We start from the raw sequence: 17,719 nt of genomic DNA, 5'->3' as shown, positions 1-17,719 counted from the left end.
ACCGGCATAGGGATTATAGGTTAATTTCGTACTTTTTAATTTTATTTTGTAGGGTTTGTCTGGGTAGGTCTAAATCTGATGCTGCCCTAGTAATATTGCCATTATGTTTGTTAAGGGCGGCTTCGATAATTTTAATTTCAAGTGATTCTAATTGTGGCACCAGTGCCGAAACTTGGGCGGTATTATCTGATACATGGTTATCGATAGATTTTAATTCGTTAATTTTATCTCTAAAATGCTGAACATCGATTATTTTTTCATTAGGATCTATCAGATTCATTACATATTCAGTGAGATGGCGGAGCTCTCTAGCATTGCCTGGCCAATCATAACCTCTAAGGAGCTGATATGCTTCATTAGATAAACCCTCAACATTCTTATTAAGATAGGTATTTAGTTTATCAACAAAGTAATTAAATAGTAGTTCAATATCCTCTTTGCGCTCCCTTAATGGAGGGATTGTAATGTTAAAAACACATAGACGGTAATAAATATCTTTTCTTATAGTTCCGTTATTAATGCATTCTTGAATTGGTACATTACTAGATGAAATAATCCTAACATTGAAATCTTTTTCTTCAGTTCCTCCTATGCGGCGGACTCTTCCATCTTCTAACACTCTTAGGAGCTTTGATTGTAGTGAAATGGGCATTGTATTTAGTTCATCTAAAAAAATTGTACCGCCCTCAGCAACTTCGAATAAGCCCTCGGCATCTACAGCACCTGTAAAGCTTCCTTTTTTAGTTCCAAATAGAATACTCTCTAGGAGACCTTCAGGTATTGCAGCGCAGTTAATTGGGATAAATGGCATGTCCCGTCTACTGCTGGCATTATGTATTGAGTGAGCAAATAGTTCTTTACCAGTGCCTGTTTCTCCGTATATGAATACCGAGGAAGAACTTTGGGATGATAATTCAATTTGTCTTTTGATTTCAAGTATTTTGTCAGAGCAAGTAATAATATCATCTAAAGTGTAATGGGCACGGTTACTTGCAAAGGTTTCAATCCCTTTTGACTTTTTAAATATTTCAGGCTTTAGTTTTCTATACTGGGCATTTTCTAACTTGTCTGGTAGTAGGGATTTAGATAGTTCTATTGACCCTACTACCTTATTATTCGATTTTATTGGGATAGAAATATTCATGGTGTCCTCAAAGGTCCCATTGAAATTATATAATAGTTGCTTTCTTGTCCTAATTATTTTTTCGAGTGCAATAGAGGTCATAAGAGTACTTGACTCCTCGCTTAAATTTGTAAATACCTCTGAAAGTTTTTTTCCAATTATTTCATCTTCTTTTGTTGCTTTAGGGTTTAAATCTGGGTTAAATTTGACGGAAAACAAGATGGTCCCTGCTTCATTAATTATGGTAATTCCATCAATATACTCCATTTCATCAAGAAAATCATATTTTTTCATTATTGACTAATCCTTTCATAAAAATTCAGGGTAAGGGGTTATGGCAAGGGTAGATTTAATAACTGAAAATTAAAAGGGTCCAATTAGATTATCTAATTTATATTAGTTTATCATATATGGTAATAGTAGGCTTTATTTGTTTGCATGCATGCAAAACAGCTTATAAAGTTTGTGTGTGTTTGTGAGTTAGTATATGCCAAAAACACAATAGGATGAGCGGATAAAAAGCTGGGCCAAATAACTGAGAGATTTACCACCATGTTTTCATATGTGAGAGATAAAAGCAGTAGGAATAGGCCTAGGCAAAGGCTTCAAAATTATAATAGAGATAAAATGTATGTAATCTAGTGTGAAAGCTTAGCTGTAGTAGTACATCTTTACACATAAAAAAAGCTTCCCTAACCCTTGGAATTGCAGGGTTTGAGGAAACTTTTTAAGACTTATGACTGTCAAAGTCTAGATGAAAGCTCTATAGGATGTATTAGGATAATCTTTGGTATTAATGTGGTATTTTTATAGACTAGTTAAAAACAATTTGTGGCCCTCATTATCATCAAATTCAATTCTTACCTTCTTTGGTAGCTCACAGGTTAGGTCTATGAAGATAGGGCTTATGATTAGGATCTCTTCCTGGTTTCTAAAGGGTTCTAGGTCTACTAGTAGCTTAGAAACTAAACTAATGAATTTTTCCAGTTCTTCTTTAGTGGTGATTTCTGGGCCATTTAGATAGTAGTGAACTAGTCCGCCTTCTGCGTCTAATTGGCTGCAGTCTTTGTAGTTATCTGCAAAGTCCTTAATTACTTGTAGGCCCTCTTTTGTGACCTTAAAATCATCAATATATACTGTCATATCAAGTGGGCTGAGTTCAAAATCTACTAGCTCCTTAATTTCTATTTCTACTTCTTCTACAAGACCTCTGTAGGGTTTATTGTCATGAAAGCCATAGTAATAAACTAGGCTGTTGTCATCAAGGTTACTCAGCTCATCTTCTATGATGAAGCTATGCTCTATGCTGGCTAGGATATCATCGCTAGCTTCTTCAAGATAAGCGGATAAGTGGAGGGGGCTATCAGCTGGGGCAGGTCCGTATCTGAAGTTAGTTTTCTTATCATTAGCTTGTTCATAATTTCTTTCGGTGACAAAGGAGGTCTCTAGAACAAGCTCATCACTGCTATCTATTTCTATAATAAAATTTTGAAGTACTTCTTTAAGAGGTGCTTCATCATCTATTGGCCAAGTAGCACCATCTAACTCTAATGATAAAAAGTCAATTGCATAGGCCTTAGGTAAACCAAGGATCTGGTTTTTAACTAAATCAATTAGCTCAACCGAGCCACTATTTCTAGCTTCTTTTAAATTCAGTTTAGTGGTCTGTAATACATAGAATGTTGCAGACATATAGTTCCCTCTTTCCTTGATATTTCTTATTTTTATCAATTGTATAACAAAATATTACCAATAAAATATTACAGCATCTAAAATGAGAAGTAAAAACAAATTAAGGGTCTTTTGATCGATTGAATGCATGAAAGATATTCAAAAGGAAACAATTTTTAAGACTAACTCTATTAAACAGTAAAGGGGCGTTTTTGTTATAGGAATGGAATAAGCAAATTGATTTGTTTAATAGGTTTCGCGGGGAGCAATACTGTTTTTTGTTTTTGGCAATTAGATAATGCACTGTGTATTATTAAATTACCACAGACAAATACTGCTATTATTTATTTTGTTTTTAATTCCCAAATAAAGTTGTTTCAATTTGTATATTCATATATGCGAATTTCAGTAGTGGTCTTATAAGGAGATTTACATAAAAATGTTTGGAAAATTAAAGGAGCCTTTTTTCCATGTATCAGGTATGATAGAAAACATGATTAAAGATATTTTAAACAATTTTGTAGTTGTGTATATGCTAAGAGCATTACAATAGTTAGTTCCGAAAATAAAGGGTGAAGAAAACTTATAGTAAAATAAGGGTAGGTAGATAAAATAAAACGGTGATATATATTTGTCAATTTGATGATAAACTATATTATAGTTATATATAAAAACACGATAGTTACCAACGATAAATCGAAATACTAAGTTCAAAAATTTCATGATATAATCTATTATAAGTTGATGTTTGTGAACTTGTTTTAAAGAAACAGGTTTTAAAACTGGCTTTTGGTATGAATTTATTTATGAAGGGAGCTTAGAATGAAGAAGAATTTTAAAATTCTGTTGATGATTTTGGTAGTGTTGTTGGTAGTTACTGCATGCTCGGGTGGTTCAAAAGAAATAGGAACTGAGGGGGATAAAGATACAGTTAGGGTTTACTGTGAGGGCGTGTGGACTACTTTGGATCCACATGGTACAGGTGCAAATGCATACACTAACATGTATCTATCTAATCAATTTTATGAAAGCTTAGTTTATGTGAATGATGGAGGCGAAATTGAGCCTGTGTTAGCTACAGAATGGTCTGTTTCTGATGATGGATTAGAATATATTTTTAAGTTAAGAGAGGGTGTTAAATTCCATGATAGCGAAGAAATGACTGCATCAGATGTGGTTTATTCCTTTGAAAGAGCTATATCAGAGCCAACTTTAGAGACATATTATGCGCCTATTGCTAAGGTTGAAGAGATTAATGAGTACGAGGTTAAGATTACACTTAAAGAAATTTTCGCACCATTTGTTTCATATATGGAATACATACCTATAGTCAGCGAGAAGTATGCCAGTGAAAACTCTCTTTTAACTACTGAATGTGGAACTGGAGCCTATGAGTTAGTCTCAATTGATTTGAACACAGAATGCAAAATGAAGGCCTTTGATGATTATTGGAGAGGAAAAGCTTCCATTGAGAATGCAATTTTCCAAGTAATAACTGAAGGAACATCTGCGGTTGTGGCTTTAGAATCCGGGGATATTGACTTTATGTTCTGCTATAATGTATCTGCTTTTAAGCCATTAGAGGAATCTGGGAATTTTAACACTAGCTTGACTGCAACATTCCATACAGCAAATATCCTTATGAACAATAAGGTTGCACCACTAGATAACAAACTTGTAAGACAGGCACTTAGCTATGCAACTGATAGAGATGCAATGATAGAAATCGCCTATGAAGGGCTGGCAGCGCCTACTTATTTAATGGCAAATCCAAGTGCCTTCGGTGTTAGTGAGGAACAGTTCTATAATCGATATGAATTCGATTTAGATAAGGCAAAAACACTATTGGCAGAAGCTGGATTTCCTGATGGGCTTGATTTAGGTAAGATGACGGTTATAAGTGGCTCATACCATGAGAAATATGCTCAGGTTTGGCAAGAGAGCTTGGCGAAAATTGGTGTAAAAGTAGAGTTAGAAGGGTCTGAGTCAGCAGTTGCTGATGCCACAGAGCATAATTACATAACTTGTACAATGGGTAATGGATTTTCTTCTGATTTTGCTTATAATTCTTCACATTATACTCCTGATAATATGGCGAACTATGATAATGCTGAGGTAACACGCTTGTTCGCTGAAGCTGCAAAAGAATTAGATGAAGAAAAGAGAAAAGAACTTTATAGTCAAGTGATAGATATAATTTATGATGAGTGTCCAAATATTCCAATCTTTAACAAACAAATACCTTGGGTATGGAATAAGGATCTTAATGCTAATCCTCATTTAAACTCTGGGCATCCTTATTATATCTTTGAGATGAGTTGGAACGAATAAGCTAACTCCATACTCATATGGGAGTCGACTGGCATCGACTCCTTTATTCATTATATTACTTAAAAGTAAGATAAGAGGTATTTTATGTCTAGGTATGTTTTAAAAAGATTGCTTCTCTTAATTCCTGTTCTCCTAGGAGTAACCTTTATTATTTATACAATAATGGCAATCCAACCAGGTGATCCTGGGAGAATGATATTAGGAGAAAATGCTTCTCAGGAAGCGGTTGATAAGCTTAATGAGCAATTAGGTGTTAACGAACCGTTCTTTACTAGATTTTTTAACTATGTTTACAATGCAGTTTTTAAGCTGGATTTTGGCACATCATATAGGACGAGTCAGCCAGTTTTTAATGATGTTTTTGCTAGGGCTGGAACTAGCTTTAAAATTGCTTTTAACGGAATGTTAATGGCCACAGTAATTGGGATCCCGTTAGGGGTTCTATCTGCTGTAAAGCAGTATTCACACATTGATACTTTCTCTAGAATTACAGCTATGTTAGCTGCTGCAATTCCTCCCTTTTGGTTGGGAATGATGCTAATATTTATTTTTTCTCTAAAACTACGTATTTTGCCATCTAATGGGATAGATTCCTGGAGGAATTTTATCCTTCCGATGGTTACACTTGGGATTCCCTATGCTGGCAGTCAGTTGCGTATGACAAGGTCAACAATGCTAGAGACGATTAGGCAGGACTATATAAGGACAGCTAAAGCTAAAGGTGTTCCTAATGGAGTAATAGTTTTTAAGCATGCTCTTAGAAATGCATTATTACCTATAATAACTATTACTGCCACTTCTTTCGGGGGTCTGTTAGGTGGAGCGGTAATCACTGAATCTGTTTTCTCTATGCCTGGTTTGGGAACCTTGATAGTTACAGGAATTAGGCAGCGTGATACCCCGAGTGTGCTAGCTGCAACGTTATTTCTAGCCTTTATGTTTGGAATTATTATGCTTTTTGTGGATCTACTTTATGCTTTTGTAGATCCAAGAATAAAAGCAAAGTATTCGAGGTAATTATGAGCAAAAATGAGAATTTGAATACCGAGCCCAATAAGCAATATGGTAAGAAAGAAAATAAGTTGCTGGATATATGGAAACGGCTGATACGAAACCCAGGAGCTGTTGTAGGGTTAATAATTATAATTGTTTTGGCTCTGTTTGCAATATTTGCTAATGTTATAACATCAGAACATCTTGTTACTGAGCAAAACGTAGCTATAAGGCTTCAACCACCCTCAAAAGAACATTGGTTTGGCACTGACAATTATGGTAGGGACTTATTTGCAAGAATAGTTTTTGGCGCGAGGATTTCTTTAACTATAGGTCTTTTTACAGCGAGCTTTTCTCTTTTAATAGGAGGAGTTTTGGGAGCTGTTGCAGCTTACTATGGTGGCCACATAGATAATGTTATTATGAGAATAATGGATATGTTTACAGCAATTCCAGGTACATTGTTGGCTTTGGCCATAGTTGCCGCACTAGGGGCCAGCATGGTAAACCTCTTAATAGCCATAACAATTGCCTCAATACCTGGCTTTGTTCGCTTAATTCGGTCTACTATACTAACCGTTGTAGAATCCGATTATGTTGAGGCCGCTAGAGCTTGTGGTACCAGTGATAGAAGGATAATACTAAGACATATCTTACCTAATGCTATAGGTCCTATAATTGTTCAAACCACATCTAGTGTATCAGGCATGATATTACAGGCATCTGGTTTAAGCTATATAGGAATGGGAGTTCAGCCTCCGAGACCTGAATGGGGAGCTATGATATCTGAATCAAGAGAGTTTATGAGGCAATTTCCATATTTAATGATTTTTCCTGGTGTCTGTATAATTCTTGCTGCTCTTTCATTCAATCTATTGGGTGATGGTCTAAGAGATGCCTTGGATCCTAGGCTGAGAGATTAGATGGAGGGAGAAATATGGATGCAAAATTGCTTACGATAAAGGATTTAAAGATTGTATATGAAAGTAACGAAGAAATAGTCAACGCTGTTAATGGCATTTCGCTTGATTTAAAAAAGGGTGAAGCCATAGGGATTGTTGGAGAAACTGGAGCTGGAAAAACTACCACTGCATTATCTATATTAGGATTATTACCTGAAAAAGTAAGTAAGGTTGAGCAAGGTGAGATTGTTTTCGATGGAAAGGATTTGCTTAAGGTCCCTGAGAGGGAATTAAGGGATCTATATAGAGGGGAAAGGATTTCTATGATTTTTCAGGATCCAATGACATCTTTGAATCCCATACTCAAAATAGGTGATCAAATATCGGAAGCTTTAATATATCATAATAAAGAAAAAAAGAGTAAAGATGAAATCGAAGATAGAGTTGACGAAGTATTAGAGTTGGTGGGCATTCCTAAAACCAGAAAAAATGAATATCCTCATCAGTTTTCTGGAGGGATGAAACAGCGGGTGGTTATAGCTATAGCATTAGCTTGTGAGCCTGAGTTACTTATAGCTGATGAACCTACCACTGCATTAGATGTGACCATACAAGCACAGGTTTTAAATATGATAGGTGAATTGAGAAATAAACTTAATACTTCACTAATAATGATAACCCATGACTTTGGAGTAGTTGCTCAAGTGTGCGATAAAGTAGCAGTTATGTATTCTGGTGAGTTGGTTGAAAAAGGGACGGTAGAAGATATTTTTGATGAAGAGAAGAACCACCACCCTTATACTATAGGTCTTTTTGGCTCAATTCCAAATCTAAAAGAAGAAGTAAAACGTCTTTCTCCTATTGAAGGGCTAATACCAGATCCTACAGACCTACCCAGCGGTTGTTTTTTCTCACCTAGATGTAAATTTGCCATGGATATTTGTTATAAGGAGCATCCAATTAGCGCAGTATCTGGGGAGCATGAAATAGCTTGTCATCTATATAATGGCCGCATCAAGGAGGCTACTGATGAGAAATAGTCCAATGTTAGAAACAAGGAATCTTAAAAAATATTTTCCGGTGGGTAAGGAGTATTTACATGCTGTGGATGATATAAACATAAAGATTTGCAAGGGAGAAACTTTAGGAGTGGTGGGAGAGTCGGGTTGTGGAAAGTCCACATTAGGAAGAGCAATTCTCAGATTATTAGAGCCGACTTCAGGAGAAGTGTTCTTTGAAGGAAAAGATATTACTGAATTGAATAGTAAAGAAATGAGGAAGATGCGTAGGGATATGCAGCTTATTTTCCAAGATCCGTATTCTAGCATAAATCCCAGACTAACCGTTTCTGAAATAATTGCAGAGCCAATGATAGTCAATAAAACATACCGCTCTTCGAAGGATTTAACAATAAGAATAAATGAATTAATGGAGACTGTAGGGCTAGCACCTAGGTTATATAATGTATATCCACATGAATTGGATGGTGGGAGACGACAGAGAGTAGGTGTAGCAAGAGCACTTGCCCTGGATCCGAAATTTATAGTTTGCGATGAACCGGTAAGCGCATTGGATGTATCGATTCAGGCACAAATTTTGAATTTATTAATGGATTTACAGGACAACCTTAATTTGACTTATATGTTTATTACGCATGACCTGAGCGTGGTAAAACATATATCTGATGAAATCGCTGTATTATATCTAGGGCAATTAATAGAGAAGGCGCCCACAATGGAGTTATTTAGTAATCCAAGGCATCCTTATACAAAAGCTCTTTTATCAGCTATACCAGTGCCAGATCTGAGCATGCGTGAGAGGAAAACAGAAGTGATAAGGGGAGAGGTAGTATCTCCTATAAATCCTAAACCTTGTTGTAGGTTTAGCTCAAGGTGTAAATATGTTCGAGATGGGTGTCTGGGACAAGACCCTCCACTAGTGGAAGTCAATGAAAATCATTTTTGTGCTTGCCCCTATCACGATAATTTATAGGTTAAAAGAAAGGTTTATTGGAGAAGCTCCAACAGCTAGGTAGATTCGCTTTAAAAAATCTTTAGCAAGCGGTGATAAGCTATGGTCTTTCTTTTTAAGCCAAGCTGTATCATAGGTGAATGATTTGTCTCTTAATTTAATTACACGGATGTTATCATAAAAATCGGTTGTACTATAAGCTTTCTCGTTATGTATGCCAATAAAGAAACCATTAGTTTTTGCTAAAATATTTTGCAGACTACCTGTGTCACTTATTACTAGAACACCAGAGTGTGGGAATGAGAAGTTCATATCAAATTCTTTATTACTTTCGACGGAGTTAGCATCAATTTCATATTTAATCATCGGAAATCCTTGAAGTTGTTGCATTGTTATATCCTCGTCATCTGAGTAGTATAATGGGTTGCCCCGTCCCACTAGGCAAATGCATTCATCGGAATTGATGACATTATATTCCAGGTTTTGATTTTTAGCTATTTGTTTATAATGATTATGTAGTTCGCTCCGAGTAACTATCAGTCCAACTTCCGATGTCCTGTTAATAACGTCTTTGATTACACCGCTGGTTGTTTTTTCGGTGAATTTGAAGCTAGAAATAACTTTTTTGTTCTCTGAAATAATATTGGTAAAAATCGAGCTTGCATAGAGTAAAAATTGAGAAGATATATGGAGCTGTTCCTCATTAAGTTCCATTGGTAGATTAATCACATTCTCATAAGTATCCAGTATTTCCCTTGCAGCCTTATAAAATTTCAATCCATAAGGTGTCAAAGAGATCCCATTATGAGAACGCTGGAAAATCTGTCTACCTATCTCTTTTTCCATTGAAGCTATGGATGAGCTTAGGCTGGATTGAGAGATATAAAGCTGTTTTGAAGCAGCAGTAATAGACCCCGCTTCACTTATAATGATAAATTGATATAGTTGGTCCATACGCATAATAAACACCTTTTTTTATATTAGAATCTAATTAATCATATCAAACAATCAGCTTTAAATCAATTAAGCTGAAATATTCAAAGGAGATGCTATGCTTGATATTTTAATAAAGAACGCAACTGTAATTGATGGTAGTGGTGCCCCTGCAAAGGAATTTGATGTGGGCGTTAAAGATGGAAGAATCGTTCTAGATGTGATTGGAAAAAGAACAAAGGAAGTAAAGGATGCTAGTGGATTGGTCCTTTGCCCAGGTTTTATAGAATCGCATTCCCACGGTGATAGATCTATAGGTGAATATGTTCCTTCTTTTAGTAAAATTTCTCAAGGAGTAACAACTGAAATAACTGGACAATGCGGAAATACTCCATTTCCAGTAGACCCAAAATTTTATAATGAATTCAAGTCTATTTCTAGCTTTGCAAGTATTTCTAATACAATACCCTTTGAAAAATTTACAAGTTTTTCTTCTTTTCTAGACTTTGTCAATAAACAAGACCTTTATCTGAATCAAGTCTTTCTTATTGGACATAACACCCTAAGAGCCTCTGTGATGGGAGTAGAAAATCGAAAAGCTACTCCAGAAGAACTTGATTTGATGAAAGATAGACTAAGTGAGGCAATGAAATCAGGAGCTAGAGGAATGAGTAGCGGTTTAATCTATGTACCCGGGGTTTATTCAGATGAGGAAGAGCTTGTTGAATTATGTAAAATTGTAAAACAATATGATGGGGTCTATGCAACACATATGAGAAATGAAGCCGAGAAGGTTGTAGAAGCTGTTGAAGAATCCATTAGAATAGCTGAGAAATCGGGAGTAAAATTAGTAATATCTCATCACAAAGTTTGCGGAAAAGGCAATTGGGGTTTTTCGAAAAATACTCTCAAATTAGTGGAAGAGGCAAATGAACGTGGAACATCTGTTTTAATGGACGTATATCCATATGAAGCTTGCATGACATCATTAAATATATGTATTCCACCTTGGCACTTTTCAGATGGCATGGAAGAGTTATTAAAGAAATTATCAGATGAAAAATGGAGAGAAGTAATTAAAAATGAAATGAATTCTCCGGAAAATAAATATGATAACTTTTATAAAAATAGTGGAGGGTTTAAAGGCGTATTTGTAGCTTCTGCGCCCAATACACCTGACGCACAAGGAATGTTCATACCAGACTATGCCAATAGTATCAAAAAATCAGATTTTGATGCTTATTTCGACCTTCTTATAGAAAACAGTGGTGGGGGAAATGGAATTTTCTTTGCTATGGACCCTTTGGAAGTTGAACGAATTTACATGAATAAGCATACCGTAGTGGGCTCAGATGGCTTACCCGTTTCCATGGAGGATAAAGGGCACCCAAGATCTTGGGGAACATTTATTAAAACGATTAGCCATTATGCTTTGGAGAAGAAATTACTTTCTTTGGAAGAAGCGATTAATAAACAGACAAAAAAAACAGCTGATTTTTGGGGACTGAAGGATGTGGGCCAAATTGCTGAAGGCTTAAGGGCTGATTTATTACTGCTCAATCTTGATGAATTAGTAGATAGAGCCAGCTATGAGGATTCAAATCTTAGAGCAGATGGGTTAGATTCAGTATATATAGCAGGAGAACTCGTTTACTCACAAAAAGAATTGACGGGTAAAAAACCAGGCAGAGTAGTCAAAATTAAAAATATTTAGGAGGCGATGTATGGTTGACTTAATAAAAGCAGTAGTCGCAAAATATGCTGAAGGCGTAACGGGAAAGCTGGGAATATATTTTAAAGATTTAAAAAATGGCTGCGAGTATGGTTATAATGATAAAGAAGTTTTTCCCGCTGCTAGCGTTTTTAAAATCTTTATTTTAGCAGAGTTGTTCAGGCAGATAAGGGAGGGCAAGATAAGCCTAGCAGACAGGATAGCCTTGATAGAAGATTATAAATCTGAGGGGAGTGGAGTTCTTAAAGAATTTGATTTAGGAGCCAATTTGACTGTTGCAGATTATGCTTTACTTATGATGATTATTTCAGACAATACCGCTACAGACCTATTAATTGATCTATTAGGCATTGAAAATATTCAGGAGAATGTGGTAGAACGTCTTGATTTGAATAATACAAAGTGTGACCTAAACTGTTCTCAATTAATTTCACTCTGTTATGGATTAGAAGAGGGAGACGACATAAAAGAAAAAATAAAACAGGGTCCTATATGGCTAAATAATACTCCTGCCTACACTGGAAATGTTGAGAAAAATGATGAGACCTCTCCCTATGAAGTAGGAGTTGTTTTAGAGAAGGTGTTTAGGAACAAATGGATGGGAGAAGAGTTAGATAAAGAGATGATAGGGATCTTATCCAAATGTCAAACTAACTCCAGAATACCTAAATATTTACCTAAATACTTAGAAATAGCTCATAAAACTGGGACAATGGATAGGGTGGCTAATGACGCGGGAATCGTTTTTACAGAAAAAGGCTCTTATATTCTTGCAGTTTTTTATAATGGAAATACAGCTCAAGATGAAGAGTATAGAGCAAATGAATGGAACTTGGTGGGAGAAGAGCTTATAGCTCAGATGTCTAAAGAAATATATAACATTTACACAAGTTAAAAGGTTAATGAAAACAAGGACTTTTTGTGAAGGCCTGTCCAGATTCTTATGATAAATATTTTGATAGATAGATTATCCCACATCCGTAGTTAAAATTTTAATAAGAGTAGCAGGGTTGTTTCAGGTAAAATATGATGACAAATATTTCCATTTAATTACCAAAATATATTGTGTTAGATAAAAGAAAGAGGAGTGGCAGGGCCACTCCTCAAATAAACTCTAATATAGAAAAGGGAAAAGTTTGGCGTCTAAATCTATCTTATTTTGGATGGGCCTTTTTGGCCCATCCAAAGGATTTTAATTATATTGATGCTATGCTTATACTGTAGTTGCCCTCGTTATCGAAATCTATTAGAAGTTTGCTTGGGACCCCCTGGCTCATGTCAACAAAGTTTGCCATGGAAGCTAGAACGCCTTCTTGATCTTTACATGCTTGGAGTTCTTGGTGGAGAGAAGCTGTGTAGTAGATAAACCTATCTACTCCCTCTTTATTCCTAAGATTGGCATTATTCATAGAGAAATTCACTTCATCGCCTTTAATATCATAATGATCAAAATGACTTAGTTTTGTTAGCTCTGATAAATAGCTTTTAACCTTTGGCATGCTTTCTTGAGGGACCTTGAATTCATCTAGTATTAGTACCATATCGTAGGTATGATAATCAAAGGTATCTGGAAGTTGGTCGGCCATTACTAGATCAACTTCACCTTTAAAGACCTCGCCATCTCTTAGCCCATAGTGGTATAGACGACTGTCATCATCGCCACCAAGGGAATCATCTTTGATATAGAAGCTGTGTTGCACCATCTCCAAAATACTTTCATCTGCTTGGCATAAATAATCCGCTAAAAGTCTTGGGTCCATATCATCTGATGATGTCATGTAACCTTCATAATAGTACTCTGCAGTAAAATCAACTGATTTGGCATATTTCATACTTCTGAGGACTGTTTGAAGCTCTTGATTAATAAAATCTTTACCATAGAATTCAGCTTTTTTTCCGTCTACTTCTAGTGTGATCCTATCGATGCTCATATCTCCAAGAATGTGTTTTTTAATCAGATCGAAGATTTGGTTTCTTAGCAGCCTGTGTATAGTAGGTCTTTCCTTTGGCAACTCCTCTGCAAAGTCCGTTGTAGTTCTTTGTAGAACCAGGTAATTTGTAAGCATAAAATTCTCCTTTTCCCTTGAAATATCAAGCTTTTCTATGATTCTATTATACTACAAAACAGGGCTTTTATCAATGAAGTTTGATAATTTATCAAAAAACTTGGCGTCTAATTTGATATAGTATAAAGTGGGATAAAAATAGGGTAAAGAATGGATTATATATGTGGACACCCATAATATTGTGATATATAAGCAGAAGTGGGATTATATCGATAGAAACTGCAATTATTATTGCGGGCTAAATATTATATTAATTATATATAAATAAATATTACTAAACAATAATTTATGGCTTTAAAGAGCTGTTTTTTAGATATATTATGCCCTTAGAAAAAGAAGTTGTTAACCGATAGCGTCTAAATTTTCAAGCACCAGTATAGTTATAAGGTATTTAAAAAGAGACCTGGAGAAGGTCTCTTTAGCCGTATTATATTGACTTCTTATCTCATTAGTTTATGTTGATGGAGTACCTTCTTTTTAGCTCTTCATAGGTTCCATATGGGACTATATCCTCCTTTTGGAGCCTGCCCAGAAGAATGCTAGGGTCTATGCTACTCTCCTTAGAAAAGGCAATGAGGGCTTCTTTAGTGAAATCTTTTGATGCTAGGAAAGACTCATAGGCATCGTCTTCTATAAAGAAGCTTTTTGCGAAGTCATCGGCTCTTTTTTCTTTTTCTTGGTATTCCTCATTACTTAAATCATTGTCGTAAAAGTCACTGCTTAAAATATGACCTATTTCGTGGACCAGAGAAAACCAGAAAATATCTGAGTCCTTATTCCTATCGGTAATCATTAGCAGTACTGACCCATTAATAAATCTTTTAGTGGCCCCGTTTATTTGTGCATTCTTAAGACTGGGTAAGGCTACCAAGATAACTCCACATTCTAGGAGTTTCTCCTCTAGAACACCTGAAAAATCCTGGTAGTCCATCAGGGTCATCTTTTTGATTTCAGGAAGAAATCTTTCTAATTTCCTTTTATTAAGCTTAGTATCTGTTTTGTTTCTAGCCAGGTTGGAAGCTATTTCTAGTAGTATGTTGGCATTAATAACGGATGTATCATTAAACTGGCTTGTATTTCTAAAGCTGATTCCAGGGTTTAACTTAGTCAGGTAGGTCAGGCTAGATATATTAAGAAGACTACGCAAAAACTCAATTTTTTCATTAATTTTGAATCTTCTGTCTTCTACTAGCTTCAGATTCTTAAAGTACTTAAAGTCAATCTGCCTACATATTTCCTCCTCTTCTTCTTCAAGTTCTTTTTCTTTTATCTCTAGTATTTTTGCATCATATTTCTTTTGAAGATTAAGCCAGGTTTCCAGGGACATACCTGTTAGCTTAGATAGCTTCATGGCCAGTTCATCGCTTAGCTTTTCTTCACCATTAATTAGCCTGCTGATACTTTTTGGAGTGGCGTCTAATCTTTTGGCAAACTCCTTTTGGGTTATGTTTAGATCCTCAACAATATCCTCAACATAGGAGCCTGGATGAAAGGCTATTAGATCTTTATATAATGTTTTATTACTACTCATAGTGCTTACTCACCTCCCACACCATAATTATTTCTATTGATTTAGCACTTGCAAAAATGTCAGGGACATCCTCATCTATTGGCTTTATGATTAGCCTGTAGGATGATCTTCTCCCATTTATATCTATGGCATACTCTCCCTTTCTATCTCCTTTTAAATTGTGAAAGTGAAAGGGAGAGTAGCTGATGACATCATGCAAAGAATAAGCGGCTTCGATCAAGCCAATGGCCTTTAGTAGTTTCTCCGCTTCAACATTTGGCAGCTCTTTCTTAGCAACTTTTATATTAGTACATAGGTTCTTAAGCTTCTTGTTTTTATATTCTATCTGCATCAGCTGCTCCCATGTATAATAAATTACTGTTTTGGTAATTTAATTATACATTGTGTGGGATCTATATGCAAGCATCTCATAAGGTTATTAGCATAATAGTTTTTTTAAGAGTCTTTGCCTATTGGCTAGCTTACTCTTTTATTGGCTAAATCCTTTAGTAAACCTTGGTAAAAAGGCAATGACAAAGAAAATATATCAATGGTTATGTTTAACCATGGATTATTTGGGTATAGTTATGAATAACCATATTAAAGTTTAGGAGGAAGATAATGGAATCAAGAGAGAGGAAAAAGGAATTAAAACTGGGCAGTCTAGTGAGAGCTCTAAGAGAGGATTATGAAAGTCCCTATAACTCGGTTGGAAATGGAAGGGATGAGTTTATTGTAGCTATATCATTTCTCTCCACACTTAAGTACAAGAACAGGAAGGTAGATTTAAAAGAAGAGATTAGAAGTAATGACAAGCTGGCAGACCTACTACATGTCTTTGAGCCTTACATAGATAGGAAGATGGGCCTTATTGATCAGCTTCTAGAAGAGTATGAGATTGATCTTCTAGAGGCCGCTATTACCTTTGATGATGTTTACAACTATAGGACTGACCTTAGTCCCACTCCTAGAGGGATTACGGAGCTTGCTTTAAATCTTCTTAAACTAGAAGAGGAAGATGTGCTACTGGATCTTGGCTCAGGTAAGGGGAATTTTATATTTGATAGCCTTGAGTCCCAGGAGGTTTCTAAGGTATACGGAGTTGATATAAATCCCGAGGCTATCTTTACTTCTAGGGTAAGGGCTTATTTTCTTGGAAGGGAAGTAGACTTTAGAGAAGGCAATATTATTACTAATGACTATAGTGGACTGGGTGCCAACAAAATATTTTCAAACTTTCCTTTGGGGCTTAGATATAGGGATAGCCTTAAGTTTGTAGAAGAAAACCCCAAGCTCTATAAGTACTTAAGAAATGCCCCCATGACCATAACCCATGACTGGCTTTTTGTTTTAGCAGGGGCCCTAGCTATGACTCCAGGTGGAAGGTTTGTCTGCCTTATGGGAAAAAGAGGGACCTGGAATGCTGCTGATAAAGAGATTAGGGAAAGGCTGGTTGAGAAGGGACTTGTAGAGGGAGTAATTGAGCTAAATTCTGGAATGCTGCCTAGTAGAAGGCTTGAAGTAAGCATGCTTATTATAAGTGAAGGTAATAGAGAGGTCAGGATGGTTGATGCTAGGGAGGTATACACCAAAGTGGGCTATTTCTTTAGCCTTTTAAAAGAGGAGGATGTGGCAAGAATCACTGAGCTTTATGAAAAGGATTCAGCTATATCTAGGTCAGTTAGTTTTGCAGAAATAGCAGATAAGGGCTATGAGCTTTCTCCTGCTAGATACCTGGAATATAAAGACGATATAAAGGAAGGAATGCCTCTAGGAGAGCTAGTTAAGGATATTAGTAGAGGTGCACCCCTATCTAGTAGAGATCTATCTGAACTTATAAGTAAGGAGCCTACAGACTATAGGTATCTTCTACTGCAGAACATAGAGGATGGACTTATTGATGAAACTCTACCTTATTTAACTGATCTTGAAGAGAGGTACCATAAGTACCTTCTAAAGGATAACAGCATTATCCTCTCAAGGAATGCTCCCTTTAAAGTCTCTAGTGTAGGAAAACTAGATGGAGAGATTCTAGCCACTGGAAATCTCTTTTTCCTAGAATTAGATGAGTCAAAAATTGATCCTTTATATGTAGAGGCTTTCTTACAAAGTGATAGAGGCATAGCCCAGCTAGAAAGGCTATCTAAGGGAACAGGTATTACAACTATAAATATAGGGGACTTAAAAGAAGTGATGATTCCTAGACTCCCAGAGGAAGAGGAAAGAGAGATAGCAGACAAATTCAGAAAGGACAAGATGAAACTAAGGATGCTGATGAAGCAGCTTGCGAGTACTAGGGAAGAAAAGGCAGAGCTTTTTAGGGAGGTGAAGTGATGACATTGGCCCAAGATCTTTTGAGATTCTGGTAATGGAAGAGCCGAATTTTCTTTTCTTAATGCACTTCAACTATTATACCTACAGCGAGTGAGGGCTAATTGTATTTGATTCTGAAAGTTTTTATTAATATTGATGAGTTTACTAACTAAT

At 35.9% G+C, this 17,719-nt stretch carries 14 protein-coding genes; 8 read left to right on the top strand and 6 right to left on the bottom strand.

Annotated elements, in window-relative coordinates; translation table 11 throughout:
• Positions 1 to 13: 13 nt before the first annotated feature.
• Together GXZ13_07945 and GXZ13_07940 are read right to left on the bottom strand one after the other, a co-directional pair.
• A complete protein-coding gene (locus tag GXZ13_07945) occupies positions 14 to 1,417 on the bottom strand; it encodes a sigma 54-interacting transcriptional regulator (protein ID NLX75735.1) in 1,404 nt (467 codons plus the stop codon).
• Positions 1,418 to 1,930: 513 nt separating this feature from the next.
• Positions 1,931 to 2,815 carry a hypothetical protein gene (locus tag GXZ13_07940; GenBank protein NLX75734.1) on the bottom strand — a complete coding sequence of 295 codons (885 nt, stop codon included), beginning with the start codon at positions 2,813 to 2,815 and terminating at the stop codon, positions 1,931 to 1,933.
• 801 nt (positions 2,816 to 3,616) lie between these two features.
• Here GXZ13_07940 and GXZ13_07935 point away from each other — a divergent pair.
• The 5 genes from GXZ13_07935 to GXZ13_07915 all read left to right on the top strand — a co-directional run bounded on the left by GXZ13_07935 (position 3,617) and on the right by GXZ13_07915 (position 9,012).
• Positions 3,617 to 5,125: an ABC transporter substrate-binding protein gene (locus GXZ13_07935; protein ID NLX75733.1), complete on the top strand. Its 1,509-nt coding sequence runs from the start codon at positions 3,617 to 3,619 to the stop codon at positions 5,123 to 5,125.
• Between the two features lie 84 nt (positions 5,126 to 5,209).
• On the top strand, positions 5,210 to 6,142 hold the full coding sequence (locus tag GXZ13_07930) for an ABC transporter permease (protein NLX75732.1): 933 nt from the start codon (positions 5,210 to 5,212) through the stop codon (positions 6,140 to 6,142).
• Positions 6,143 to 6,144: 2 nt separating this feature from the next.
• Positions 6,145 to 7,041, top strand: coding sequence for an ABC transporter permease (locus GXZ13_07925; protein ID NLX75731.1), 897 nt, complete (start codon positions 6,145 to 6,147; stop codon positions 7,039 to 7,041).
• Positions 7,042 to 7,055: 14 nt separating this feature from the next.
• Positions 7,056 to 8,060 carry an ABC transporter ATP-binding protein gene (locus tag GXZ13_07920; GenBank protein NLX75730.1) on the top strand — a complete coding sequence of 335 codons (1,005 nt, stop codon included), beginning with the start codon at positions 7,056 to 7,058 and terminating at the stop codon, positions 8,058 to 8,060.
• On the top strand, positions 8,050 to 9,012 hold the full coding sequence (locus GXZ13_07915; GenBank protein ID NLX75729.1) for an ABC transporter ATP-binding protein: 963 nt from the start codon (positions 8,050 to 8,052) through the stop codon (positions 9,010 to 9,012). Before GXZ13_07920 ends, GXZ13_07915 begins: the two co-directional genes overlap by 11 nt.
• Here GXZ13_07915 and GXZ13_07910 read toward each other — a convergent pair.
• Positions 9,007 to 9,951 (bottom strand): LysR family transcriptional regulator, encoded by a 945-nt coding sequence (locus GXZ13_07910; GenBank protein NLX75728.1) that lies wholly within the window; start codon positions 9,949 to 9,951, stop codon positions 9,007 to 9,009. The genes GXZ13_07915 and GXZ13_07910 overlap by 6 nt on opposite strands.
• A 91-nt stretch (positions 9,952 to 10,042) precedes the next feature.
• Between GXZ13_07910 and GXZ13_07905 the strand changes: the two genes are divergently transcribed.
• Both GXZ13_07905 and GXZ13_07900 read left to right on the top strand, forming a co-directional pair.
• Complete coding sequence (locus tag GXZ13_07905) at positions 10,043 to 11,638, top strand: D-aminoacylase (protein ID NLX75727.1); 1,596 nt, start codon at positions 10,043 to 10,045, stop codon at positions 11,636 to 11,638.
• A 10-nt stretch (positions 11,639 to 11,648) separates the two neighbouring features.
• On the top strand, positions 11,649 to 12,551 hold the full coding sequence (locus GXZ13_07900; GenBank protein ID NLX75726.1) for a serine hydrolase: 903 nt from the start codon (positions 11,649 to 11,651) through the stop codon (positions 12,549 to 12,551).
• 301 nt (positions 12,552 to 12,852) lie between these two features.
• Here GXZ13_07900 and GXZ13_07895 read toward each other — a convergent pair whose 3' ends face one another.
• The 3 genes from GXZ13_07895 to GXZ13_07885 all read right to left on the bottom strand — a co-directional run bounded on the left by GXZ13_07895 (position 12,853) and on the right by GXZ13_07885 (position 15,584).
• Positions 12,853 to 13,722 (bottom strand): hypothetical protein, encoded by an 870-nt coding sequence (locus GXZ13_07895; protein ID NLX75725.1) that lies wholly within the window; start codon positions 13,720 to 13,722, stop codon positions 12,853 to 12,855.
• Positions 13,723 to 14,170: 448 nt separating this feature from the next.
• Positions 14,171 to 15,253, bottom strand: a complete 1,083-nt coding sequence (locus GXZ13_07890; GenBank protein NLX75724.1) for a HigA family addiction module antidote protein — start codon at positions 15,251 to 15,253, stop codon at positions 14,171 to 14,173.
• Positions 15,246 to 15,584: a hypothetical protein gene (locus tag GXZ13_07885; protein ID NLX75723.1), complete on the bottom strand. Its 339-nt coding sequence runs from the start codon at positions 15,582 to 15,584 to the stop codon at positions 15,246 to 15,248. The genes GXZ13_07890 and GXZ13_07885 overlap by 8 nt, the downstream gene beginning before the upstream one ends.
• 269 nt (positions 15,585 to 15,853) lie before the next feature.
• Here GXZ13_07885 and GXZ13_07880 point away from each other — a divergent pair, with 269 nt between their 5' ends.
• On the top strand, positions 15,854 to 17,566 hold the full coding sequence (locus tag GXZ13_07880; protein NLX75722.1) for an N-6 DNA methylase: 1,713 nt from the start codon (positions 15,854 to 15,856) through the stop codon (positions 17,564 to 17,566).
• The last annotated feature ends 153 nt before the right edge of the window (positions 17,567 to 17,719 follow it).

Source organism: Synergistaceae bacterium, assembly GCA_012728235.1.
GTDB lineage: Bacteria > Synergistota > Synergistia > Synergistales > Synergistaceae > JAAYFL01.
Note: the sequence above shows the minus strand (reverse complement) of the source record. Positions and strands in the feature narration are given on the sequence as shown.

What these genes read in the sequence shown, in the direction of transcription:
- GXZ13_07905 (NLX75727.1), top strand. Translation starts at nt 10,043, where the DNA reads ATGCTTGATATTTTAATAAAGAACGCAACTGTAATTGATGGTAGTGGT.
- GXZ13_07885 (NLX75723.1), bottom strand. Translation starts at nt 15,584, where the DNA reads ATGCAGATAGAATATAAAAACAAGAAGCTTAAGAACCTATGTACTAAT.
- GXZ13_07910 (NLX75728.1), bottom strand. Translation starts at nt 9,951, where the DNA reads ATGCGTATGGACCAACTATATCAATTTATCATTATAAGTGAAGCGGGG.
- GXZ13_07880 (NLX75722.1), top strand. Translation starts at nt 15,854, where the DNA reads ATGGAATCAAGAGAGAGGAAAAAGGAATTAAAACTGGGCAGTCTAGTG.
- GXZ13_07925 (NLX75731.1), top strand. Translation starts at nt 6,145, where the DNA reads ATGAGCAAAAATGAGAATTTGAATACCGAGCCCAATAAGCAATATGGT.
- GXZ13_07930 (NLX75732.1), top strand. Translation starts at nt 5,210, where the DNA reads ATGTCTAGGTATGTTTTAAAAAGATTGCTTCTCTTAATTCCTGTTCTC.
- GXZ13_07945 (NLX75735.1), bottom strand. Translation starts at nt 1,417, where the DNA reads ATGAAAAAATATGATTTTCTTGATGAAATGGAGTATATTGATGGAATT.
- GXZ13_07915 (NLX75729.1), top strand. Translation starts at nt 8,050, where the DNA reads ATGAGAAATAGTCCAATGTTAGAAACAAGGAATCTTAAAAAATATTTT.
- GXZ13_07890 (NLX75724.1), bottom strand. Translation starts at nt 15,253, where the DNA reads ATGAGTAGTAATAAAACATTATATAAAGATCTAATAGCCTTTCATCCA.
- GXZ13_07900 (NLX75726.1), top strand. Translation starts at nt 11,649, where the DNA reads ATGGTTGACTTAATAAAAGCAGTAGTCGCAAAATATGCTGAAGGCGTA.
- GXZ13_07895 (NLX75725.1), bottom strand. Translation starts at nt 13,722, where the DNA reads ATGCTTACAAATTACCTGGTTCTACAAAGAACTACAACGGACTTTGCA.
- GXZ13_07935 (NLX75733.1), top strand. Translation starts at nt 3,617, where the DNA reads ATGAAGAAGAATTTTAAAATTCTGTTGATGATTTTGGTAGTGTTGTTG.
- GXZ13_07940 (NLX75734.1), bottom strand. Translation starts at nt 2,815, where the DNA reads ATGTCTGCAACATTCTATGTATTACAGACCACTAAACTGAATTTAAAA.
- GXZ13_07920 (NLX75730.1), top strand. Translation starts at nt 7,056, where the DNA reads ATGGATGCAAAATTGCTTACGATAAAGGATTTAAAGATTGTATATGAA.